The 22309-nt window shown below is 45.0% G+C and carries 23 protein-coding genes and 1 riboswitch; of the genes, 10 read left to right on the top strand and 13 right to left on the bottom strand.

Annotation, left to right across the window (positions count from 1 at the left end; translation table 11 throughout):
- The first annotated feature begins 105 nt into the window (after positions 1-105).
- The 7 genes from BTR1S_RS01790 to BTR1S_RS01830 all read left to right on the top strand — a co-directional run bounded on the left by BTR1S_RS01790 (position 106) and on the right by BTR1S_RS01830 (position 6309).
- A complete protein-coding gene (locus tag BTR1S_RS01790) occupies positions 106-795 on the top strand; it encodes a response regulator transcription factor (protein WP_006639608.1) in 690 nt (229 codons plus the stop codon).
- Positions 792-1772: a sensor histidine kinase gene (locus BTR1S_RS01795; protein ID WP_029419709.1), complete on the top strand. Its 981-nt coding sequence runs from the start codon at positions 792-794 to the stop codon at positions 1770-1772. Before BTR1S_RS01790 ends, BTR1S_RS01795 begins: the two co-directional genes overlap by 4 nt.
- A gap of 508 nt (positions 1773-2280) precedes the next feature.
- Complete coding sequence (locus BTR1S_RS01810) at positions 2281-3216, top strand: ABC transporter ATP-binding protein (RefSeq protein ID WP_081605406.1); 936 nt, start codon at positions 2281-2283, stop codon at positions 3214-3216.
- On the top strand, positions 3191-5068 hold the full coding sequence (locus BTR1S_RS01815; RefSeq protein WP_029419712.1) for an FtsX-like permease family protein: 1878 nt from the start codon (positions 3191-3193) through the stop codon (positions 5066-5068). The genes BTR1S_RS01810 and BTR1S_RS01815 overlap by 26 nt, the downstream gene beginning before the upstream one ends.
- Positions 5069-5074: 6 nt before the next feature.
- Positions 5075-5428, top strand: coding sequence for a YxeA family protein (locus BTR1S_RS01820; protein ID WP_006639612.1), 354 nt, complete (start codon positions 5075-5077; stop codon positions 5426-5428).
- A gap of 115 nt (positions 5429-5543) precedes the next feature.
- On the top strand, positions 5544-5753 hold the full coding sequence (locus tag BTR1S_RS01825) for a hypothetical protein (RefSeq protein WP_029419713.1): 210 nt from the start codon (positions 5544-5546) through the stop codon (positions 5751-5753).
- Between the two features lie 304 nt (positions 5754-6057).
- Positions 6058-6309 carry a hypothetical protein gene (locus BTR1S_RS01830; RefSeq protein WP_006639614.1) on the top strand — a complete coding sequence of 84 codons (252 nt, stop codon included), beginning with the start codon at positions 6058-6060 and terminating at the stop codon, positions 6307-6309.
- Positions 6310-6345: 36 nt separating this feature from the next.
- Here the strand turns inward: BTR1S_RS01830 and BTR1S_RS01835 are convergent, their stop codons facing one another.
- Both BTR1S_RS01835 and pdxR read right to left on the bottom strand, forming a co-directional pair.
- Positions 6346-7161 (bottom strand): polysaccharide deacetylase family protein, encoded by an 816-nt coding sequence (locus BTR1S_RS01835; protein ID WP_034326804.1) that lies wholly within the window; start codon positions 7159-7161, stop codon positions 6346-6348.
- A 94-nt stretch (positions 7162-7255) separates the two neighbouring features.
- Positions 7256-8662: a MocR-like pyridoxine biosynthesis transcription factor PdxR gene (pdxR, locus tag BTR1S_RS01840; RefSeq protein ID WP_081723764.1), complete on the bottom strand. Its 1407-nt coding sequence runs from the start codon at positions 8660-8662 to the stop codon at positions 7256-7258.
- A gap of 94 nt (positions 8663-8756) precedes the next feature.
- Between pdxR and BTR1S_RS01845 the strand changes: the two genes are divergently transcribed.
- Positions 8757-9305, top strand: coding sequence for a pyridoxamine 5'-phosphate oxidase family protein (locus BTR1S_RS01845; RefSeq protein ID WP_029419715.1), 549 nt, complete (start codon positions 8757-8759; stop codon positions 9303-9305).
- A 126-nt stretch (positions 9306-9431) separates the two neighbouring features.
- Here BTR1S_RS01845 and BTR1S_RS22365 read toward each other — a convergent pair whose 3' ends face one another.
- Together BTR1S_RS22365 and BTR1S_RS01850 are read right to left on the bottom strand one after the other, a co-directional pair.
- Complete coding sequence (locus BTR1S_RS22365; protein WP_006639618.1) at positions 9432-9572, bottom strand: hypothetical protein; 141 nt, start codon at positions 9570-9572, stop codon at positions 9432-9434.
- Positions 9573-9665: 93 nt separating this feature from the next.
- Positions 9666-9851 carry a hypothetical protein gene (locus BTR1S_RS01850; RefSeq protein ID WP_029419716.1) on the bottom strand — a complete coding sequence of 62 codons (186 nt, stop codon included), beginning with the start codon at positions 9849-9851 and terminating at the stop codon, positions 9666-9668.
- A 563-nt stretch (positions 9852-10414) separates the two neighbouring features.
- On the opposite strand from BTR1S_RS01850, the gene cimH reads away from it, so the two are divergent.
- Positions 10415-11767, top strand: coding sequence for a citrate/malate transporter CimH (gene cimH / locus BTR1S_RS01855; RefSeq protein WP_006639619.1), 1353 nt, complete (start codon positions 10415-10417; stop codon positions 11765-11767).
- Positions 11768-11806: 39 nt separating this feature from the next.
- On the opposite strand, the gene BTR1S_RS01860 is transcribed toward cimH, so the two are convergent.
- The 9 genes from BTR1S_RS01860 to BTR1S_RS01900 all read right to left on the bottom strand — a co-directional run bounded on the left by BTR1S_RS01860 (position 11807) and on the right by BTR1S_RS01900 (position 21328).
- A complete protein-coding gene (locus BTR1S_RS01860; RefSeq protein ID WP_029419718.1) occupies positions 11807-12661 on the bottom strand; it encodes a glycerophosphodiester phosphodiesterase in 855 nt (284 codons plus the stop codon).
- Between the two features lie 169 nt (positions 12662-12830).
- Positions 12831-13100, bottom strand: a complete 270-nt coding sequence (locus BTR1S_RS01865; RefSeq protein WP_006639621.1) for an excalibur calcium-binding domain-containing protein — start codon at positions 13098-13100, stop codon at positions 12831-12833.
- A 166-nt stretch (positions 13101-13266) separates the two neighbouring features.
- The gene (locus tag BTR1S_RS01870; RefSeq protein WP_236834721.1) at positions 13267-13788 is read right to left on the bottom strand and encodes a hypothetical protein; all 522 of its coding nucleotides are present in this window, start codon (positions 13786-13788) and stop codon (positions 13267-13269) included.
- A 238-nt stretch (positions 13789-14026) separates the two neighbouring features.
- Complete coding sequence (locus tag BTR1S_RS01875) at positions 14027-14818, bottom strand: hypothetical protein (protein WP_006639623.1); 792 nt, start codon at positions 14816-14818, stop codon at positions 14027-14029.
- Positions 14819-14839: 21 nt separating this feature from the next.
- Positions 14840-16696 (bottom strand): ribonuclease YeeF family protein, encoded by a 1857-nt coding sequence (locus tag BTR1S_RS01880; protein ID WP_006639624.1) that lies wholly within the window; start codon positions 16694-16696, stop codon positions 14840-14842.
- Between the two features lie 51 nt (positions 16697-16747).
- Entirely contained in the window at positions 16748-17176 is a 429-nt protein-coding gene (locus BTR1S_RS01885) for a YwqH-like family protein (RefSeq protein ID WP_006639625.1), read from the bottom strand.
- Positions 17177-17376: 200 nt separating this feature from the next.
- A complete protein-coding gene (ltaS, locus tag BTR1S_RS01890; protein ID WP_029419720.1) occupies positions 17377-19296 on the bottom strand; it encodes a lipoteichoic acid synthase in 1920 nt (639 codons plus the stop codon).
- A gap of 302 nt (positions 19297-19598) precedes the next feature.
- A complete protein-coding gene (locus BTR1S_RS01895; protein ID WP_006639627.1) occupies positions 19599-20144 on the bottom strand; it encodes a YfjD family protein in 546 nt (181 codons plus the stop codon).
- 347 nt (positions 20145-20491) lie between these two features.
- Entirely contained in the window at positions 20492-21328 is an 837-nt protein-coding gene (locus BTR1S_RS01900; RefSeq protein WP_006639628.1) for a YitT family protein, read from the bottom strand.
- 69 nt (positions 21329-21397) lie between these two features.
- Positions 21398-21503: riboswitch (guanidine-I (ykkC/yxkD leader) on the bottom strand.
- A gap of 162 nt (positions 21504-21665) precedes the next feature.
- On the opposite strand from BTR1S_RS01900, the gene argR reads away from it, so the two are divergent.
- Complete coding sequence (argR, locus tag BTR1S_RS01905; RefSeq protein ID WP_006639629.1) at positions 21666-22106, top strand: arginine repressor; 441 nt, start codon at positions 21666-21668, stop codon at positions 22104-22106.
- Positions 22107-22309: the final 203 nt, after the last annotated feature.

The following is a 22309-nucleotide window of genomic DNA, read 5'->3' on the forward strand; positions in this document are numbered from 1 at the left end:
GCTCACATGAAAAAAACCTTTTTATGATATTCTTAACATAAAAGACCTTTGATGACGGAATCGCTCTGTTCCGGCAGCGGAGATTTGTTTATAGGAGTGTTCGAAATGACGAAAATCATGATTGTTGAAGACAGCGAAGATATTCGGAAGCTTTTGCGCAATCATTTAGAAAAATACGGATATGATACCGTTGCAACGACTGATTTTAGCTCTGTCCTCGCCATGTTTGAGCGAGAGAATCCCGAGCTGGTTTTGCTTGACATCAATCTGCCGTCATACGACGGGTACTACTGGTGCCGTCAAATCCGTCAGCACTCGACTTGTCCGATTATTTTCATTTCAGCCAGAAGCGGGGAAATGGATCAGGTCATGGCGATTGAAAACGGCGGCGATGATTATATAGAGAAGCCTTTTTCCTATGAAGTGGTGCTGGCCAAAATTAAGGGCCACATTCGCAGGGCGTATGGAGAATACGCTGCCAGACAAGGAGAAAAAGTGATCGAATATGAAGGCGTCCAGCTGTTTGTGGAGCGATTTGAACTGCGCTACAAAGATGAGAAACACGAGCTTTCAAAGAAGGAAAGCAAACTGCTCGAAGTGCTGCTCGACAGAGGGGAAAAAGTAACAAGCAGAGACCGGTTAATGGAGAAAACATGGGAAACCGATACATTTGTTGACGAAAATACGTTAAATGTTTATATTACGAGGCTGCGCAAAAAACTGCGGAGCATGGACGTGCCCTTTTCGATTGAATCAGTACGGGGCGAAGGGTATCAGCTAAGGGTGAAATCATGAAGCTGTTTTTAAAAAATCACTTTGTCTTAATTCTGCTTTTCTTTCTCCAGGGGGTATTCGTATTTTTTTATTATTGGTTTGCCGGCCTGCAGGCTTTTACCCACCTTTTTTACATCCTTGGCGTCCAGCTTCTGGCGCTCTCGGTTTATCTTGCTTACAAATGGCTGCAAGAGCGCAGAATCTATCAATGGCTCGGCTCGGAACAGGAAGATACGGACGTACCTTTCCTGGGAACATCGGATTTTTGTGTGGATCTGTATGAAAAGCAAATGGAACTGAGCCGGCTGCAGCACCGCAAGATTCATGAAATTGAAGCCAAGCTGGAAGACCGGGTGGCTTATATGAACCAATGGGTGCATCAAGTGAAAACGCCGCTTTCGGTCATCAATTTGATTATTCAGGAAGAAGATGAACCTATTTTTAAACAGATCAAAAAAGAAGTCCAGCAGATTGAATTCGGATTGGAGACGCTCCTCTATTCATCAAGGCTCGACCTGTTTGAACGCGATTTTAAAATTGAGGCCGTGTCCCTGGGCGAGCTGCTTAATTCGCTGATTCAGCACTATAAACGCTATTTTATACAGCATCGTGTCTATCCAAATAAACATGTTCCCGCTGAAGATGCCGTTATTTACACCGACCGCAAATGGCTCAGATTTGCCATCGGCCAGGTCATCACAAACGCTGTGAAGTATTCAGCGGGAAAAAGCGACCGCATCGATATGACGATCGTCCGCCAAGGTGAACGTATCGTGCTGGAAATCAAAGATTACGGCGTCGGGATTCCTGCACAAGACTTGAAGCGGGTATTCGAGCCTTACTACACCGGGGAAAACGGACGCCGCTTTCCGGAATCGACGGGCATCGGACTCTATCTTGTAAAAGAGATTTCCGAAAAGCTCGATCATGACGTACGCATCACTTCCGAAGCCGGAACAGGGACGACTGTTCAATTTTCGTTTCTTACAAAAATGTAAGGGTTCTTTAAGAAAACCGCATAGCTCCCCCCCATCCTCCTTGCTATGATTTGTTTACAAAAACAAACGTAGAAAGGAGGATTTTTCATATGCAACCCCAGATAATCGACACACTCGACTATATAAAAGGATTCGCATTATGCGCCAATCTTTTATGAATATAGATGTGCCGGCAATGTTTTTGCTCGGGTTATGGGCGGGAAAACCCGTATATTTGAGAATCTGTCCGTCATTTACACAGTTTGCGGCGGATCGGCATCATTTCGCTCATCGCCATGCCCGCGGCTATACATTTGCAATACAAATGTCACACCACTGAATATTTTGGCCGGTTGACCGCCCTGCCGGGACTTGTCATGGGAACCCTATATGTATCGGCCGTCATTTAAATACCGCAGGTGCCGTTTTAAGAAAATGCTAAAGCCCCTTTAATCTATGGGCAGAATGTCTTTAATCAACTATATCGGACAAACGCTGATCATGACCGCTTTTCTTCGCCTGGGCAGGAATGTATGGACACATCACCCATGCACAGGCCGTCATCCTTTGCATCTGCACACTGGCCATTCAAGCTTTCATCAGCACATATTGGCTGAAAGCGTTCAGGATGGGCCCGCTGGAATCGCGACATATCGGAAGCGAACACCGTACATCGCAAAAGGAGGATATCATGGATTACATGCTGATCGTGAAAAACATCAATAAAACATATAAAGGACAAGTGTCCCATCAGGCGCTAAAAAATATTTCATTCAATGTCGAGGAAGGTGAATTCACGGCGATTATGGGGCCGTCCGGCTCCGGAAAAACGACGCTTCTCAATATCATTTCGACGATTGACCGCCCGGATTCCGGAGACATTTTGATCCGCGGGGAAGATCCGCATCATTTAAAAAGGGCGAAGCTCGCCCAATTTCGCCGCAAACAGCTCGGATTCGTCTTCCAGGATTTTAATTTGCTGGATACTCTGACAATCGGCGAAAATATCATGCTGCCGTTAACGCTTGAGAATGAACGGCCTTCTATTATGGAGGAAAAGCTTCAGGCGATTGCTGAAAGGCTCGGCATCGAGTCCCTTCTGAATAAACGGACCTTTGAAGTATCCGGGGGACAAAGGCAGCGTGCAGCCATCGCCCGAGCCGTCATTCACAAACCGGCTCTCATCCTTGCCGACGAACCGACAGGAAATCTCGATTCCAAGGCCTCAAAAGACGTGATGGAGACGATGCAGCATCTCAACGAAAACGACAATGTCACTACATTGATGGTCACACACGACCCCGTTGCTGCAAGCTATTGCCGGCGCGTCATTTTTATTAAAGACGGAACATTGTTCAATGAAATTCATCGGGGCGCCAATCGCCAAGTGTTTTACGAAGAGATCCTGAATGTGCTGTCAATGCTGGGAGGAAACGCCAATGACCTTTCTTCAGTTCGCTTATAAAAATGTGATTCGCAACAAAAGAGCTTATCTTGCCTTCTTTTTAAGCAGCGCATTTTCAGTGATGATTTTTTTCACCTTTGCGATGCTATTGTTCCACCCCGCTTTGGAGAAAGGCTATTTAAACAACATTGCAAAACGGGGATTAGCTGCAGCTGAATGGATGATTTTCGTATTTTCCATCCTGTTTGTGCTGTACTCGGTCAATGCTTTTCTCAAGTCGAGAAATAAAGAATTTGGAATTCTGACCATTCAGGGGATTTCGCCAGGCCAATTAAGAAAACTGATTACCGCCGAAAATATCATCATCGGAGTACTTTCGATTGTTTCAGGCATCATCGGCGGGCTGATCTTTGCAAAAGCCATCTTTACGGCCGGCGCCTACATTCTGGAGATGGATGCTTTGCCGCTGTATCTGCCTTGGAAGGCGCTTGCTCTGACAGTCGCTTGTTTCCTTTTACTGTTTATACTGCTGTCGCAATTTACGATTTTCTTTATTAAATCAAAAACCGTGATCAAGCTGATCAAAGGGACTGAAAAAGTAAAACCTGAGCCAAAACCGTCCGTTTTCCTTTCGATCATCGGCATTGGGTTCCTCGGCGGCGGATACTGTCTTGCATCATCTAATGAAATCCATTTCCCTCAAGCCGTTATGATTTTAATCCTGACCATCATCGGGACCTACTTTTTCTTCAGCCAAAGCAGCATTTGGCTGCTGCGGATCTTAAAAAAGCGGAAATCATTTTATTTGCGCGGGAAAAACGTGCTTTGGGTATCAGATCTTGTCTACCGGCTGAAAGATAACGCCCGCCTGTTCTTTCTCGTCTGCATCATTTCAGCGGTTGCCTTTTCCGCCACGGGCGTATTGGCGATATACAAGACGGCTATCGGAAAAATAGATTCCCGGTATGAGATAGAATACTCATCAAACAGCGATAATCCCAAAGAACAAGCGCACATTAGGCTGATTGAACAAAAGCTGAGGGATGGAGATTTTTCGTATACAAAGGAAAAGACAAAAGGAGCCTATATCAGCTATAGGCAGGGAGATCTCGTTCCACCGGTGCTCTTGATCTCAGAAGCCGAATTCCAAAAGCACTTTAAGGCAGATGCGAGTGAACTGAAAGACGGTGAAGCGCTGTATTACCCGAGCACCTATGATGCGATAGACAATCGGGAAATTCCCAAAACCTTGCACATGTTAACCAAAGATCTGAAGCCGGCAAATGAGCAGCTCAAGGTCAAACACATTGAAAAACCGCTGATTACGTTAGACAGCATCGTTGTCGTAAACGGAAAAACCTTTGACAAGCTGAAAAAACAAGGCGAAGCTGTCACATTGTACGGCTACAAGTACGACCGCTGGAAAGACAGTCTCGATATCAGCCAATCGCTGAAAAACAGTCTTTACGGAAACTATACCAATATCCATTTTCAATTTAACGCAAAGGCCATCTCTTATTTTGATAATGTTCAGCTTCCAAGCCTGAGCTTATTTATCGGACTCTTTATCGCAATTCTCTTTTTTGCGGCATCAGGAAGCTTTCTCTACTTCCGCCTGTTTACCGATCTTGAGGAAGATCAGCAGCGCTACCGGTCGCTTGCGAAAATCGGCCTTAGCGAAGAAGAAATGTCGCAGAGCGTGACGATTCAATTGGCGATCTTGTTCTTCTTTCCATTCGCTCTCGCCACGGTTCATACTTGTTTCGCGATGAAGACGCTTGAGTCGCAGAGTTTTGGTCATTCCCCTGCTGTGCTGCTCATGACAATAGGAGGATTTCTCACCTTCCAACTATTATTCTTTATGGTGATTCGACAAAGCTATTTAAAAAAATTAAAAGGATTTTTAAGGTGATAAGGCATGAAAAAAATAATTTCTCTTCTTGCAGCCGGCTTGGCTATTGTATGTATCGGCGCATTTCTTTTGATTCATAATGATGTGACAGACAGGTTTAATCCGCTCGTGCCGAAAGAGAGCGTGTATGTCCAAATCAATAAAGACGGGAAGCACCTAAGCGCGGGCGGCTATGAGTATACACTGGAAGGATATAATGGCGCCGGGGAAGAAAAAGAAGTGACATTCTTTGCCGGCGGCCTTCTTCGAAAAAACGCCTACCTAAAGGTATCAGCGAAGGGAAAATATGTGGAGACATGGGAAGAGGTACACCCCGATGACATGCCGAGTGCGGTCCGGGCGAAATTGATAAAGCAGTGAAAAACGGCGTCTAAGCCGTTTTTTCTATGAAACACTATTTTTTTACAAACTTCTGAAACTTTTTGGCTGGCTGTTCGTATAAAAACAAAAGTCATATTGTGAAGGGGGTTTTCATATGATGGTTGGAATAATCGGTTTCATATTGGTGCTTCTCCTCCTCTACGCCTCCACAATGCCTTCCGGTGGAAAAAACAAAGGCGGCGGCTCTTCAACTTTTTTCGTTGGAGGTCCTGATTCATCCCACGGCCGCCATCTCTCCGGAGGCGATTCATTCGGAGACGGGGGCGGCGGTGATTGCGGCGGGGGCGGCGATGGCGGCTGTTAAGACCTGCGGCGGCCTTTCTCCATCTTCTGCTCCTGCTCGGATCTTTAGGCTGGATGCAGTTCTGCTGCAGTCAGCCGGGCATGTTCCGGCCATTTCCCTTCATACGTTCTCCATTTACTCCAAACAATCAATTCAGTTGTTTAACCGGACTTCCGATTGGGAATGATGTAAAGACAACAGATCCTCACTCTTCAACCGATACAATAGTCACAAAAAATCGATTTCGAGACAGAATATATAAAACTTTACGCCCGCTTGTTCGATATTAAAAGAAGACGTTCATGACAAGGAGGGGATTTTCCAGATGATGTTTTTACTAGTTTTATTTGCTCTGTTTATTTTGTATTCATTCTTTTTTGACAGCAACAACAAAAGACCGTATAAACAAGCAGCGGCGAAAAGCAAAACATTGGTCCGCCAGCCGGCGGCGCCGCCCGTGTTTTTGAGGGTCATCGAAACCGCACCCGGACAGACGGCAAACCGCCGCACCTCTGAAGGTATGCGTCCGAATCTGCGGCTTGTTATGAACCCGGCGCACCAAAACGAAAAAAAATAAGAAAAGCGGCATACATGGTGAATGCCGCTTTTCTTATTATCTGTTGTGTTCCACCGTTCTTCCAAACGCTTCCGGCGTCATACCGGGCGAAATGCGGACGCGGTGCAGCGCATGCATTCCCTGTTTTCGCGAAGCTGCCCCAGGCTCTGTTGTGACAGCCATTTGGTAGCCTGCTTGTTTTGCCAATTTCAGCGTCGTCTCATTATAGCGTCCGACCGGATAGCTCAGCATCACGGTGTTTTGCCCGAACATGGCGTCGAACTGTTTCTTGGAACGCGTCATCTCGCTCAGCTGCCGCTCCGGCGTCAGCCCGTTCAGCTCGACGTGACTGATCGTATGGCTTTCAATCGAAATGCCGTTTTGGCTCATCTCTTTCATTTGTTTAGCTGTCAGATGATGGCTGCCGTTCACCGATTTTCCGATCATGAAAATCGTCGCCTTCATTCCGTATTCTTTTAAAATCGGATACGCTTTTGTATAGTTGTCCGTATAACCGTCATCAAACGTAATCAGCACGGATTTTTTCCGCGGCATTTTATCCTCTGTCAAAACGGTATAGGCTTCTTCAGGCGTCAGTGTATAATAACCGTTTTCTTTCAGCCATTTCATATGTCCGCGGAACTCCGCTTCAGGCACCCGCAGGCTGTTTCCCGACGATATGCTGTGATACATCAAAATCGGAATGCGGGCGGGGCTCTTTACGCTTATCCAATCCGCTGTATCTGTTTGTTTTTGACGGGATTCTTTTTTTGATGGTACAGCCGCTTTTGGCGGCATTTCCTTTTCCTCTCCGTTTGCTTCATGGCTTGAGCACCCATATAGTGCCGCGGCTAAAAACAGGAGAAGAAGCATCCTCACGTTTTTCACACTTTTTCCTGCTTTCTTTTCAATAGATTACTTTTTTAATATCGGATTGCCGGCAGCTTTTTTCATCATTTATGCAAAATTAGGAAGACCATGCTTTTTGCAGCCGCTTGATTCCCTCCTCGATTTCCATTTCGGAAAGACCCCCGAATCCCGCCATCACCATTGAAGATGGGCTGTCTTCGGGATCAATCCAAAAATCGGATACGGGGTAGACCTTTACACCTTGCTTCTCCGCTTTGCTTATGACGTCACCAGCATGTTTGTTTGCCTTTATTACAATATGGAGGCCTGCTTTTTGGCCAATGATCTGCACCTGATCCCCGAAGTATTTGTCGATGGCTGAAAGCAATGTTTTATGTTTTTCCTGGTACACTTTTTTCATTTTTCGGATGTGCCGTTCAAAATGCCCCTCTTTCATAAACAAATACATCGCTCGTTGAATGATAGGAGAGGAGGGCTGGCTGTAACGGCGGAATTTTTCACAGAATGGGCCTGTCAGCTCCTCGGGCAGGACGATATAGCTGAGCCTGGCCGACGGCAGAAACGATTTTGAAAATGTCCCTAAATAAATAACGTTTTCCTTCGTATCAAGCGCTTTTAAAGATGGAATGGGCCGTCCCTGATAGCGAAATTCACTGTCATAATCATCCTCAATGATGTAGGCGCCATGATGATGAGCCCACTCGAGCAATTTCAGCCTTTTTTGGATAGGGAGAACCATCCCGTATGGGAACTGATGGGAAGGTGTGACGTAAGTCAATTTTGCCCGGCTTTCGGCCAGCTGCTTCAAATCGATCCCATCCGCTTCCAGACCGATTGGCCGAACCTCCCATCCGTGATTTAGAAAAACAGAGCGAACCCCGTCATAACCGGGATTTTCCGCCGCGACCCGCCGGCCGCGATTCGAGAGCAGCTGGCACAGCAGACTGACAGCATGCTGCGTACCTGAACAGATCACAATTTGCTCGGGTGAACAGCGTACACCCCTTGCTTGAAATAAATACTTGGCCAACTCTTGGCGAAGGCCCAGATCGCCCTGATGCGCACCATATAAAAATAAATCGGGCTCCCCGCTTGTCAGCACATCTTGCAAACACCGCTTCCAGACTTTGTATGGGAAATGGTTCAAATCGATATCGCCATATGTAAAATCATAGGGTGCGGCAGGCTTTTGCCCAGAATCACAACGCCCGGAACGCGCAACGTCGTTATATTGAGTGAGCGGCAGCAGCGGTTTTTCCAACGGAAGCACCTTTATGCCGCTTCTCGGTTTACTTTCTGTATACCCTTCCGCCGCCAGCTGCCCGTAGGCGTTCTCAACGGTATTTTTACTCACCTTTAAATGCTCGGACAAATAGCGGATTGAGGGCAGCACTGCCCCCTGAGGTATGCTGCCTTCTTCAATGTCTTTTTTTATATATTCATAAAGCTGAATATAGAGGGGAATGCCGAGCTTTTTGTTAAGTAAAGGAGTTAATTCTATCATCATCTGACCTCATCAAGTTTTATATCATTGTCTCTTTTTAAAGGGACAATGACAACCTAAAATCATGATCATACACCGAAAGGAGAGATTCACTATGACTCATACGATTCGCAATCACAAACTGGAATGCACAGATAAGGAGAAGATTGACCGCTTGTTGACCAAAGCGCCAACCGGGTACCTCGGCTTGTCAACGGACGGGGTCCCTTATGTCGTACCTTTAAATTTCGTTTGGACAAACGGCTTCATTTATGTCCACGGTGCAGCTGAAGGCCGAAAAATCGATATGCTTCGCGAAAATCAGCAAGTATGCTTCACGGTCAGCGAACATTACGGAACGATGGTCCATCCGATTCCTGCAAAAACAGACACAGCTTATATGAGCGTCATCCTTTTCGGCAAAGCGGAAATCATCTCAGACTTGGATGAGGCGACAGCCGCCATGCAGGCCCTTCTGACAAAATACGTGCCGGGCTACTACAGTTCCCCGCTTTCCAAAACCCATGTGGAAAAATACCGGTCTTCTTTGGGCAGCAGAACGGTTGTAATCAAAATCCGCCCCGATGTTATAACCGCTAAAGAAAACGAGCTGAATCAGAGCATGAAGTACGAACAGGGCCGAACCGTCCGCGAAGACCTGTAACAAAAAAGGCCCGCAGGCAGAGGCATGTTTAGGCTGAGTCTCCATCCAGAAACTTCTGGCCGGCCGCACACCGTTTTCTTTTTTGTCCAGCAAACGACTGCTGGCCTTTGTCCGGCCTGCTTGCCATCAATTGATGCCAAAACGTTTCCGCCGTCTTCCAGGGGGCTGCCGTTTCAATTTGGCATCCGGTTTTAGCACATGCCGGTCTTTGTTGTAAGCGGCGATAAAGACATCGACCGTCGGCCGCTGATCATGCTCATCTAACAAGAGGACTCCGCTGCTTTTCCTTCCATTCAAGCGTATAAAAGATGACAAACCGAAAAAAGCCGATGCATTCGGTGGCAGCCAGGATCACACCCATTACCGCATCATCAGTCCCGGAGCTTGCAAAGTAAACCCGAGTCTCCAGATGATATAAATGCCGTTTGCTGCAAAACACATGACGATTAAAGGCTTTTTAAAGCGCGGGTTCGCGTTGCAGCTGAAAAACCCAATCAATATGAGAACGATCATCACGAGCGGATAACGATATAAAACTTGATTCATCTTCTTTCTCCTATGCAATTGTTGTATACGGATGGAAAATTACTTTTCATCCGCCTTCTTTAGCAAATTACTACTTTGCGGTTAGGAAATTTAAAAAATATAACTTTCATACATGACCTTAGACTCTATTACTAAAACAACAAAAGGACCACCGGCGATATTTATTCGAATTCTCTCTTGAATCATTGGTCATAAGCTTCTGTTTCTTTGAATGGATGAAAGCAGCCTATCAAACGGTTTTTCCCGAGAAAAAAAGGCTGGATGCCTAAATATTTGATTTATTTTTGACGGATTCACAGCCTTTTTGTGTCGATTTTTTTGAAGAAAACGGAAAAACGGGAAAAACCGGCGTGATTGCACCTTTTTATGTTTCGAAAAAAATGATGTATGGCGCGATTTTCTGTTCATCAGCTCATGATCAATGATTGGCCGGCGGATGACGAAAGCCTGTCAGCAATACGTGTAGGTCTTCTTTCGCACTTGTCTGAATTTTGTTTTTTTTAGTATACTTAATTTAGTTAATTAACACAGCAAGGGGTTTTCAAACGAATGGGGGAAAGATGATGGAACCAAAAACAGAGATACAAAGTATTCCTTTTCAACCAATAAAAGAAAAGGATGATCATTTTATTGCAAGAATGATGAATATAAAAATCGGCATTATTCCGCTGCCTGTATATTTACTGCTGTTTGCTTTAATTGTCACGTTTGTAAATATGCATAATCTCAAAAGCGATATCTTAACCTCTATTGCTGTAACGGGTTTTTTCGGCTTTACCTTTGCACAAATCGGAAAGTCTATTCCATTTGTCCGATCTGTCGGGGGAGCTGCAATCCTCGCTACATTTATTCCGTCTGCTATCGTGTATTACCATTTGATTCCGGAAGACATCATTCAATCGACAACTGAATTTACAGAAAACTCAAACTTTCTTTATCTATTTATTTCTACCATTGTAGTTGGAAGTATTTTGGGAATGAACAGAGAAACGCTCGTCAGGGCATTTATTAAAATTTTTGTTCCTATGATTGCCGGATCAATCGCTGCTGCTGCGGTCGGCTTAGCGGTTGGCACCATGCTCGGCCTCGGCTTTCAGCATACATTGCTGTATATTGTCATTCCCATCATGGCGGGAGGAGTCGGTGAGGGAGCGATCCCGCTGTCCATCGGCTATTCTGAAATTATGCATATGTCGCAGGGGGAGGCTTTTGCGCTGGTCATTCCATCGATTATGTTCGGAAGCTTAAGCGCTGTCATTTTATCAGGCGTCCTTAATGTCATTGGAAAGAAAAATCCGGAATGGACGGGAAATGGAAAAGTTGACCGTTCAGAGGGTGAAAGCGCTCCTGCACTTGAAGCTCAGGATAAGAAAAAAGAAAGCGTTTTTAATCTGTCGGATTTTGCATCAGGCGGAATACTCGCTGTTTCACTGTATTTAGTCGGCATGCTTCTTCATGACCTATTCGGCTTGCCGGCGCCGGTCATGATGCTGTTATTGGCAGTCGCGATTAAATTGTTCCGCCTGGCTCCCGCCAATATCGAAAGCGGAGCCTACGGCGTGTCGCGCTTTTTTTCAACCGCGGTTACATACCCGCTGCTATTTGCGATCGGTGTTTCTATGACGCCGTGGGACAAGCTGATCGCCGCTTTTAACCTTGCCAATATTATTACGATTATCTCCGTCGTCATCACCATGATAACCGTCGGCTTTTTCACCGGAAAATGGCTGAACATGTATCCGATCGAAATCGCCATCATTAATGCCTGCCATTCCGGCCAAGGCGGTACAGGCGACATTGCCATCCTCAGTGCCGCAGAGCGGCTTGAGCTTATGCCGTTTGCCCAAGTGTCTACACGAATCGGCGGCGCCATCACCGTTACGCTTACACTGCTGCTCCTGGCTCAGTTTTATTGATGAAATAAGCCTGCAGAATATGCTGCAGGCTTTTTGTTTTTAACGCACTTTTTTGGGAACATAATCCGGGTAATCTGTGACAATGCCGTCGACTCCCGCCTGCAAAAGCAGAGGAACCTCATCACGGTTGCGGACGGTCCATGGTGTAATTTTCATCCCGAGTTTGTGAATCCGCGGCACCAGCGTCGGATCTGCGGCTACATTTCCGAGATGCGCGTTGACATAGTTTGCATATCCTGCAAAGTCGTTCAGTTTGGCATCCGTCAGATCTGAGAAGCGGGAAGTTAAAACTCCTGTCGGCACGGCCGGCAGCAATTCGTGTATTTTGCGGACAGATGCAAAGTCAAATGATTGGACAACCACTTTTCTTTTAGGCCTATCCAGTTTCCGTTTTTTCAGGGCAGCCGCTACTTTTTCTTCAATTCCCGGGTAGCGGGCAGGTTCTTTTAACTCAATCAAGAGTCCGATTTTCCCTTTATACCGATCAAGCACTTCTTCGAACGTCGGAATCCGTTCACCAGCGAACTGCTGTCCAAAATAGCTCCCGGCATCAAGCTTGCGCAGCTCAGCAAGCGTCAGATCCTTCACATTGACGGGCGCCTCAGAATCAATGTCGGTCGTACGGTTCACTGTTGTGTCATGAATGACGACAAGCTTGCCGTCTTTTGACATTTGAACATCAAGCTCAATATAATCGGCCATCATTTTGCGCGCTTTGTCAAATGCGGCGATCGTGTTTTCAGGTGCATAACCGGAGGCTCCTCTGTGCGCAATGACATCCACTTTCCGCGCTTTTGCCTGCGGCTCTGCCGCCAGTGTGTGGGATGTTAACAAAAATGAGCCTGCCAAAAAACCGATCAATAAGGGCAATACCAGCTTTTTCAACCCTGACACAATATCCACTCCCCTTTTCTCTTTGCCGTTCGGTACAACAGTATAGCTTCGTACTGTAAAGATTATGTTGCAGCCATTTTAATTTTCATCGCGCATTCAGAAATAGGGGATTGTTCCTATCCATTTCTAAAAACATAAAAGATCTCCCGTTCGGGAGATCTTCAGCATGCTACCGCTCGCAGGCAATTTTATCTTTATCACGGTCAAGCTTTTTATTGGCGTCATATAATGCTTTTGAAACATAAGGCTTGTACTTTGTTTTTCCTCCTTTGTTCTTCACGGATTTTGCGCGGGCCACACCGCCTTTATAGACCTTGTTCAGCGCTTTGCAGTTTTTATACGTTTTCACCTTCGGTTTTGCTTCAACGACCCCTCCGGCACTAAACGAAAAGCCAATGATCAGGCCTAAAGACAGCAATGCGGCGAATAATTTTTTCACTTGCCACTACCCCTTTCTTGAATTGGAATGTTTATGTATTTCTCTATTTATGATAAGTGATTCGGCCTCTTCCCTCAAGAAAAAAATTACATTTTATCGAACAAAAAGTCTCAAATCGACACAGGACTTTTTCCCCTGTTGAAAACGCCGGCATCAGCCGGCGCGTTCAGCTGCGCTCCCCCGCTTTTTTTAAGACAGAGTCCAATTCATAGGCGAGCTCCTTCGGATGGATGCATAGCATATCTTCAAGGGGCCGGCTCCAGTCGCCGTTTTTAATCAGCTTCACTGCATAATGGCCTGCCGGATCGCTTTCCGGATACCACTCGACATCCAGCAGCAAACGATCCTCTTCATGCTGAAGCTGCAGGAGGTCCCGTTTGAAATCAGACTGCCACACCTCGCTGTCAGGCGCTAATTCGCCGGGATTTGCATCTGTTAATGCATGATGCGAAACCGTCCAGCCGCTCGGAACGCGAAGCCTCAGCAGATTGCGGGGACCGCCTGATCCGCCTTCCTCTTTCCAAATCACTTTTTCCAATCTTTCAACCAGCTGATCATGCGGAATATCAATCATCCCGCCGACAGGCTCCTGTTCAATATTGAAAATCCTGATATCATAACGAAGATCCCCCGCATTCTCAACTTGTACGATTTTATTTTCCGCTCCATTTTCCAATATCAACAACATTTGGCGGTTCTCCCGAATCGGCTTTTGATATAAGTGGTTTTCTTTCACCTTCCAGCCAGCCCTCATTTTCAGAGGATGCAATTTAAAAAAATAATGCCATATCGTCAATCCGCTCACTTCCCAGTCATAGAATAAGGCCGCTGATTGTCCAGTTTCTCCTCCTGCCTTCTCACATACAAGCCTATGCGGGAGCTTCGTTTTTAGAACAGACGCAAAAAAAACTTGAAGATCGCGGTCTTCAAGTTTCGTCTGTCAGCTGATAGATGTTGATTTGACTGAGTAGGTCGTCGTTATGACTGCTTAAAACGGCTATTTTGTCAGGCGACAAAAATCTTCCTCTTAAGAATGTCATTTGATCCCCCGGCTCCAGTGTCATTTGATTTGATTCAGCCGTTAATTCGATGATGTTTTCTTGGATGAACATTGCCGCCTCGCCGGAATACTCAACATCATGCGGCTTATAATTGGATTTCAGATATACTTTATCCTGGTCAGACTGGTAAGCATAGTATCTATTATTTCTGGTATTCACGATGATTTCCAATTGATCCATGTCATAGCGGACAACCGGCAAATCCTTAGTCTCCGACCAAAACAAATAGAATGATTCATACTGATCCTTTACATATGTTTGTTCAATCTTCGCGAACTTATTTTCCTTCATGCTGTATCTGTAAAAATCTTCGTCATATGTGGCGAAAATAACCTCATCGCTTCCCCACACATAATATTTGGACAAGACGGGAATGTCTTCTTTTACATTGCATTCCTGACAGGTCATGCTGTCAAAATTGAAATAAAACAACCGCTTATCATCGTGGAAGAACACGGCCAATTCTTTCGTTGCAGCGTTTTTAAAAGACGCATCAATGACAATGTCCTCTACACCAATCGTTTCGATGACATTCAATTGATCATCAAGCACCATGATTCCTTCATAATCGTCATTAATGACGATTTTTCCCGGAAACACTTCCATAAAATAGACATCTTTATCCATACGGAATTGGTTTAATTCAAGTAATTTCATCGTTTTTTCCTTTCAACACGGCTATTTTATAAACTTGGAAATCGATTTATTTCCATCTGCTTTGCTTTCGTCCAAGACACCGCTGATCGGATCCGCTTCCCCCAGATGTTTTTTCCCTGTATGATCAAACACTTCGATATGGGCCGCTTCTCCTACATGAAGCGTGTCACGGTAGTAGTACAGACCGTCTTTTGCGTAGACTGTGGCGCCCTTCACCCTGATTTTTGTTCTCTTAAAATCATCTCCGCTGAGAAATGTTTCATGGTCCTGCGGCACCCGTTTTTCTTTCACATAGCTACGGTTGCTCTTATTGAGCTTCTCGTATAATTCTCTTCTTTTTTCCTTGCTGTAGTTATTGCCGTTGTGGGCTACATAATCTTTTTGCGACATGCCCTCAGGCTTTGGATCCCAATGCGGTTTTGACCGTCTTCCTCCATCCTTCACTGAAAATGCCAGCAGGTCGCTCAGCGGTTTTTTCTCCAAACCGATTCTGCCGGCCATCGGCCCTGCATGTGTGGCCAGCTGTTCGACGCGAATGCCGACCGGCACTTCAAAGCGGCCGATGTTTTGTTTCACTTTGTCGATGGTGTTTCGTGCACTGCCCAGCTTATCATTGATCCATTTGCTGCTGTGGGTATTGTAAGGAAGTTTTTTAACCGGCAGTTTATCTGCGTAGCGGGCTGCCGCTCCGACGCCTGTGATGGCAAACGCATTGAACAGACTTTGCTTCCGCTGTTCATCGGATAATTTGTTTCCGAACATATCCCTTCCTGTCGCCGCTTCCCCAAAACCGTTCGCCGCCGTCAAACCGTAAATTCCAAATTCGGCTTTTTTCAAATAGTCGAGCGATTTGGCGGACTTGTAAGCGTCAAGGGCATGTTCCGCTGCATTCAAGCCTTTGGCCGTTTTATAAATGGCTTTTCCGCCTTTAAATGCACGGCCCGCCCAGCCGACGACAGGAATGAATCCGGCTGCCGCCATGGCGCCCGCTGTAACCCGCTCTGATGCGGAGAGCTTTTCTCCCGTTACAGGATCGATACCGTCTTTCGCCCTCTTATAATCATAATAGCCCGTCACTTCTCCGGTAAAGGTGCAAGTCGCATCCCAGGCTTTTTTATACCACGGCCTGTTCGCCTGCTCCTCTTGTTCTTTCGCGATTCTTCTTGCTTCTTCCTGCTCCTTTTTGATTGTCAGGTATTCGGCCGTCCCCTTTTCCACTTCATCTTTGAGCTTGTAGATGTCGCTGCTATGATAAGCCTTGGCGTCAAAGTAGACGGGAGACGCTTCTTTTCCCTTCTGTGTAGCTTGGGTAAGCGCTCCGTACAGTCCGAGAACAAAGCTCTCTTCCGTTTCCGATAAGGCGTATTCTGATTCCAGATCGTTATCAAACTGATTCACTTTGTCAACCGTTTCTTCACGTTCTTTTTTTGCTTTATCAAGGTGGTTTTCGAAAGCTTCTGAAGAAAATGCTTCCAGCGTCATAATGTCATCGATCTCACGAAAGATGTTTTGCAGTTCTTTTTTTTGTTCAGAGACGATTGATTTTGATGTGGTATAAGCGTTTGACAGGTCATTCTCCAAAAAGTCAACCTTGACGACCGTATCCCCGGAAAGATCGACATCTTCCGTTGCGCCGGAAATTCCGTCTAAAAATGCAATCTGCTTGTCAATCAAGCCTATCCACGCATCTGCAACATCAGCCTGAGCCTGATAAAAATCTTTAATGGCTTCCGCGCCTTCCCCCTGGAAATCGCCTCCCAGATTCACAACAGCGTGAAACTGCTTTTTTAAATCAGTGATTTGCTCTTTTAAACTTTGATATTGTTTTGAGCGTTCTTCCATTGCGGAGATCAAGGTTTTTGCTTCATAGATCTTCATCGGCCATAAGCCCTTTCTTTAATTTTTTCTATTAAAATATGCACACTGGCCCTAAAACAAGCGGCGCGTTAGATCGCCGATCGTGCTGCCTAATTCGTCGAGGGCTTCCTCTCCTTTGGCCAGCAGCTGGTCTGCGGTATGCGCGAGGCCCTTCGCGGCCGATAAAGCGCCCTGCTCTATTTCCAGCAGCACGATCTTGGACTGGATTCTGGATTTATAGCTTTCATAATCATCCGCTATGATGTTTTCCATCTCATTGTATGCTTCATCTCTGGCATCATTAAATTTCTCCGAGCGGCTTCCTTTCCATGAAGAACCCAGCTCAGGTTTCTTAATGTTTTTGATTTCCTCCATCGATGTATTTTGTTCCGCTTCTATTTTGCTTTTCGCCCGCTTGAGCCTTGATATCTTTTCTTCCAGATCGGCTGATTGACTGGAAATAGCCGAATGTATTCGATCTAACATATCTGAATAGCTCATTGAACCGTCACCTCTTGATTATTCAAAATGAGAGACAAAAGGATAATTTCGAAAATTCCAAAAAATGCATCCGTAGGCCTTTTTCCATAATTTAAATTATAAGTCTGAAAGTAACAGAGATGAATAGGAAAATATACTCTTTTTAAAACCAAAACTTAAAAAACGCCTGACGGCTAATAAAGCGTCAGGCGTTGTCTGGTTTATTCGTTGGCTTTTTCTTTTCCATAATGATATTTTGACGGATCAACAGGCCTAAAGTCCGAAAGCTTATGGAAGCGCAGCAAATCTTTGTAGAGAACCTGGTCAGACAGGTTCAGCTGTTCAGACACCTGTTTTTTCAGGTTTTCTGTTTCTTTGTTCGGTTTTAATTCTTTACCTGTTTTTGTATCATACACCGTCGAGTCGATCACTGTGTATTTCGGCGTTACATAGTTGCCGTTTCTGAAAGCGACCGTTTGGTCATGATCTTTTGAAAAGAGATCTGTTCCAAAGTTGATATAGTTTTTGTTATCGATTCCTTGGAGGTGAAGCAGTGTCGGCATGACGTCGGTTTCTCCGCCAAACGTATGATTGACTCCGCCTTTTTTACCAGGCACGCGAATCATAAGCGGCACCCGCTGATTCATTGCGTTTTGATATGGTGTAATCTCTTTGCCCAAAACTTCTTTCATCGCACGGTTGTGGTTTTCGGAAATTCCGTTGTGATCCCCGTATATTACGATTACTGAATCATCATACAGCCCCGCTTTTTTCAAGTCTTTGAAGAACTGTTCCAGTGCTTCATCAAGATAGCGGGCCGTTTGGAAGTAGCCGTCAACCGTATCATCTCCGGTCGTCCCTTTTTCAAGGGTGGCGTCTTTTTCATCCAGGATGAACGGATAATGGTTCGTCAGCGTAAGCAAATGCGCATAAAACGGCTGTTTCAGCGATTTCAGCATCGGGATGGACTCTTCAAAGAACGGCTTATCTTTCAAACCGAGGTTGACAAGGTTGTCTTCAGACATGTCATAAGAGCTGGCGTCGAAGAACTTATCATAGCCGATCTGCTTGTACACCTGATCCCTGTTCCAGAAAGATTTATAATCGCCGTGCAGGACGGCGCTCGTATAGCCTTCTTTTTGGTTTAGAATCGCCGGCAGGGACTGATACGTATTTTGTCCTTTTGTTACGAATGCCGTACCTTCCGGAAGCCCGAAAAGACTATTATCCATCATCAGCTCGGCATCAGCCGTTTTGCCCTGTCCAGTCTGATGGAAAAAGTTGTCGAAGTACATCGTGTCTTCTTCGCCATGCGCCAATTTATTCAAAAACGGCGTTACTTCTTTTCCATTCAGCTTGTAATCTATCAAAAACGACTGGAAGCTTTCCAAATGGATCTTAATAATATTCTTTCCTTTCGCGGCGCCGAAGTACTCGTCATTCGGCTTCGCGTAATGGGAGTTTGTGTAGTTGATGACGCTCGTCAAATCATCGCTGCTTGCATACGCCTTTTGCGTCGCATTCTGAGCCGCCTGAACGCCGTCATAGATCGTGTAATTGTAAGGCCCTAAATATTTGACGATATAGTTGCGGTCAAACGTTCTTGTCAGCAGCTCCGGACGGTCTTTTTCAGCGACTGACAGGTTGATATAAAACAAAAGAACACCCGCCAGAACGACGACAGCGGCCCATCTTTTCTTCAGTTGTGAAGCCTTCAGTTCCGGCATGCGCACACACAGCGCAATCAGAATAATCAAGTCAATGACATAGATGATGTCGTGAAAAGACATGATGGCAAACACGCCGTCCGACATATTGCCAAGGTTTCCGGCTTGTTTCAGGTTTGCAAAAGTCAAAAAGTCATCAAAGAAACGGTAGAACAAAATGTTTGCATATAATACAAACGTCATCACGGCGTCAAGGACAATAATCCATATCGCCGCGCGCCTTCCCTTTGCAAATAAAGCCAAACCGAGAAACACAATGGTAAAGCTGAATGGATTGATAAATAAGAGAATCTGCTGCGTGGTTCCCTTCACGCCTAAGTTAAATTCCATTAAGTAAGAAGCATAGGTTTTCGCCCATACCAAAATAACAGCTAACAAAAAAAAGCTTAGCTTATGAGAGAATATTTTTTTCATGATAACCTCTACCTTTTAACATTTTAGTCTTTTTCTGTTCCGGCAAGCGATCACATCAAAGCAAACTAGTTCTACAATAACATAAAATAGGAAAAACAAACATTGTTTTCTTAAACGCTACAGCTCCCGGCCTGATACAGGCGCATTACATTGCCATTAGTATGACGGATTTATTCCTCAAAAGGTTTCACAAGACATTTCATTTTATATGAAGGCTTTTTATTTTCAGATTCTATGATATGCTTTGGCGACTTCGTTATGAATAGAAATATATGATGCGGCCCGGCCAAACCGGGGGATAGCTATCTATCTTTATCAAACTCTTTCAGATAAGCGTTTCTCTGCGCATCCGTAAACTGGCCGATCCAATCCTGCCGGGCTTCTTCTGTCATATGCGGGAGGATGTGAAGCTCAACCGCTTTATAAAAAGCCGGTTCCGGAAGAATGTTGTAAGTCGGAATGCGCACCATCCGGTTTTCCCTGGTCCGGATCAGCACATCCATTAAAAAGATGCCTTTCAGGCTGTATCGGTGCCAATCCATTCTGATGCTTTTCATGTCCTTGATATCGACCGATTTCTTGCCTGAGAACAGCCGGCCGTTTTCTCCTTCTATAATATTGAAGATAACGTTTCCTTTTTTCGTGAACGCGGGGAAAACGATTAAAAACAGGGTGAAGAAAAAAAGGCTGAAAAAAAGGCCCGCAGGTATGGCCAAAAGATAATATTTTGTTTGAAATGTCATTCCCATATAAAACAGCCACAGACTTGCAGCCCCGAATCCAAATGTAGCGAGAAACAGCCAACATCTGAAAAACATTTTGCCCCTTACTTCTATCAATCCATCCAAATGTGAAGACCTCCCTTCCCCTTTCAAGAAGCGGAATAGCGGTTTGCCATTTTGATTCTTGCTTTATAGGCGGCTGCTTTTATTTTTCTTCAGCGCTTTCACACAACTATTTTCACTTCTTAACACAGGCCATTTTTATTCATTATAATCATCTAGAAAATGCGCCAAATCCTACTAAAGTATGAGTTTTATCTCCTTCAAGCTTAAATTTTGCTTAAATTTACAATGTGAGGGAGAAGAAAGATAAGCCACTAACCCCTGACTTCTTTCTATATAATGGATCGGTTGCGCCATATGATAAGCCCCCATTCAAAAAGGCCGCCGGTCACATCCGGCAGCCCTCCCCGCTATTTCGATATATCAACAAACCCCTCGCCAAACACATCCCTGACGTCATGGATGATGACAAAGGCTTTTTTGTCTGTGCTGCGAATAATCTTTTTCAGCATGGACAGCTCCTGCTTATTGATGACGATATATAAAATCTCTTTAGAATCGCCCGTATAATGGCCGCGGCCCGATAAGACCGTAACCCCCCTGTCCATCAGCGTGTTCACTTGCGCGGCGATTTCATTTTTATGCTCAGAAATAATCGTAATCGCTTTTTTCGTATTGAGCCCTTCAATGATAAAATCCATCACCTTTGTGGCAATGTAAAGCATGACGATCGTAAACATCAGCTTTTCGGCCCCAATGATAAAGTAGGAACTGAATACGACAACCAAATCAATCATTAATAAAGCATAGCTGATGTTCCAGTCAAAGTATTTATTCGCGATTCTGGCAAGGATCGCCGAACCGGCGGTCGTTCCCCCGACGCGGATGATCATGCCGATGCCGACACCGGCAAATACGCCGGCAAAAATCGAGCTGATGATCACTTCCTCAGAAGGGATGACCCACTCTTCCGTCACATGAAGAAAAAATGAATTGGCCGCTACCGCGATGATCGTATACACCGTTGTTTTTTTATCCAAAAACCGATAGCCGATGATCAGAAGAATCCCGTTCAGCACAAAGTTTGTTATGCCTGGGGACCATTCAAACAGATAATACAAAATGAGCGTGATCCCGGTAACGCCCCCTTCTCCCAGATCATTCGGTATCGCAAACAGATTAACAGCCAATGCAAAGAAAAATGCTCCTACGATGATCAGAACAATATCAATGACTTTCTTTTTCATATCACCAGCTCCTTTTCAAAGATTGATCATCACAATAAAAACCCAGGAGAGCGCTCTATAAAGAGCATAAACTCCTGGGCTTTTATCCCACCGTGTCATAACGATTTATCGTTATGTGTTTTCTCTCGGACCAGGCCAAATGCGGGGCATCTGCGGAACCCTAGAAAACCACTTTTTCTTTCGTTCTATCAATTTGTCATCTTCAAGCATTATAAGTGAATTTCAGAAGCCTATCAACCCCATAAAAGATTTGATTTTCTGTAAAATAGCTTCCATGTATAAACAAAAAAACGTTCTATAATAAAAATATACGTGCTTGCCTGAGGGAGGCGCTCCGATGGATAAACAGAAACGGCAATGGATCATTAGACAAACCATACTCGAACATCCCGTTGAAACGCAGGAACAATTAGTCAGCCTGCTGAAGAGCCGCGGTGTAACCGCTTCTCAATCTACCATTTCAAGGGATATAAAAGAGATGTGCCTTGTCAAACAAAGCAATGAAAATGGAAGACTTGTCTATCTTACAAACCCTACTTTATCACTTAACACCACAAAAATACTAAAGGAGAAAATGTCAGATGTCGTCTTACAGGTCACCCGCTCCGGAAACATGGTCATCATTAAGACGATGCCCGGAAATGCCCATGCGATCGGGGTTCTGCTTGATCAGCTTGGACGGCCCGAGATGCTGGGCTGCATTTGCGGCAATGATACCTGTCTGGTGATCTCTGAATCTCCCGAAACGGCGCAGTCCTTTTGTGAGAATTTGTGCTGAAGCCGTTTGCAATAGCCGGTCCCGCTGGAGGGCCGGCTTTTTCATGTTCAAACATTGTTCAAAAATAAATCCCCTTAAAAAATATACAGAATTTATACGTTTTTTTTATTGTCCTGACAGCCGTTCATTTTCAAATTATCATATTTATTCATTTTTGCTTTTGCTTCATCAAAAAATATGTGAAATAGTTCTCATTCTTGCTG

It is taken from the genome of Bacillus sonorensis NBRC 101234 = KCTC 13918, assembly GCF_001592005.1.
GTDB classification, from domain to species: Bacteria; Bacillota; Bacilli; order Bacillales; family Bacillaceae; genus Bacillus; species Bacillus sonorensis.

What these genes read in the sequence shown, in the direction of transcription:
- BTR1S_RS01790 (WP_006639608.1), top strand. Translation starts at nt 106, where the DNA reads ATGACGAAAATCATGATTGTTGAAGACAGCGAAGATATTCGGAAGCTT.
- BTR1S_RS01795 (WP_029419709.1), top strand. Translation starts at nt 792, where the DNA reads ATGAAGCTGTTTTTAAAAAATCACTTTGTCTTAATTCTGCTTTTCTTT.
- BTR1S_RS01810 (WP_081605406.1), top strand. Translation starts at nt 2,281, where the DNA reads ATGTATGGACACATCACCCATGCACAGGCCGTCATCCTTTGCATCTGC.
- BTR1S_RS01815 (WP_029419712.1), top strand. Translation starts at nt 3,191, where the DNA reads ATGACCTTTCTTCAGTTCGCTTATAAAAATGTGATTCGCAACAAAAGA.
- BTR1S_RS01820 (WP_006639612.1), top strand. Translation starts at nt 5,075, where the DNA reads ATGAAAAAAATAATTTCTCTTCTTGCAGCCGGCTTGGCTATTGTATGT.
- BTR1S_RS01825 (WP_029419713.1), top strand. Translation starts at nt 5,544, where the DNA reads ATGATGGTTGGAATAATCGGTTTCATATTGGTGCTTCTCCTCCTCTAC.
- BTR1S_RS01830 (WP_006639614.1), top strand. Translation starts at nt 6,058, where the DNA reads ATGATGTTTTTACTAGTTTTATTTGCTCTGTTTATTTTGTATTCATTC.
- BTR1S_RS01835 (WP_034326804.1), bottom strand. Translation starts at nt 7,161, where the DNA reads ATGCTTCTTCTCCTGTTTTTAGCCGCGGCACTATATGGGTGCTCAAGC.
- pdxR (WP_081723764.1), bottom strand. Translation starts at nt 8,662, where the DNA reads ATGATAGAATTAACTCCTTTACTTAACAAAAAGCTCGGCATTCCCCTC.
- BTR1S_RS01845 (WP_029419715.1), top strand. Translation starts at nt 8,757, where the DNA reads ATGACTCATACGATTCGCAATCACAAACTGGAATGCACAGATAAGGAG.
- BTR1S_RS01850 (WP_029419716.1), bottom strand. Translation starts at nt 9,851, where the DNA reads ATGAATCAAGTTTTATATCGTTATCCGCTCGTGATGATCGTTCTCATA.
- cimH (WP_006639619.1), top strand. Translation starts at nt 10,415, where the DNA reads ATGGAACCAAAAACAGAGATACAAAGTATTCCTTTTCAACCAATAAAA.
- BTR1S_RS01870 (WP_236834721.1), bottom strand. Translation starts at nt 13,788, where the DNA reads ATGTTGTTGATATTGGAAAATGGAGCGGAAAATAAAATCGTACAAGTT.
- BTR1S_RS01875 (WP_006639623.1), bottom strand. Translation starts at nt 14,818, where the DNA reads ATGAAATTACTTGAATTAAACCAATTCCGTATGGATAAAGATGTCTAT.
- BTR1S_RS01880 (WP_006639624.1), bottom strand. Translation starts at nt 16,696, where the DNA reads ATGAAGATCTATGAAGCAAAAACCTTGATCTCCGCAATGGAAGAACGC.
- BTR1S_RS01885 (WP_006639625.1), bottom strand. Translation starts at nt 17,176, where the DNA reads ATGAGCTATTCAGATATGTTAGATCGAATACATTCGGCTATTTCCAGT.
- ltaS (WP_029419720.1), bottom strand. Translation starts at nt 19,296, where the DNA reads ATGAAAAAAATATTCTCTCATAAGCTAAGCTTTTTTTTGTTAGCTGTT.
- BTR1S_RS01900 (WP_006639628.1), bottom strand. Translation starts at nt 21,328, where the DNA reads ATGAAAAAGAAAGTCATTGATATTGTTCTGATCATCGTAGGAGCATTT.
- argR (WP_006639629.1), top strand. Translation starts at nt 21,666, where the DNA reads ATGGATAAACAGAAACGGCAATGGATCATTAGACAAACCATACTCGAA.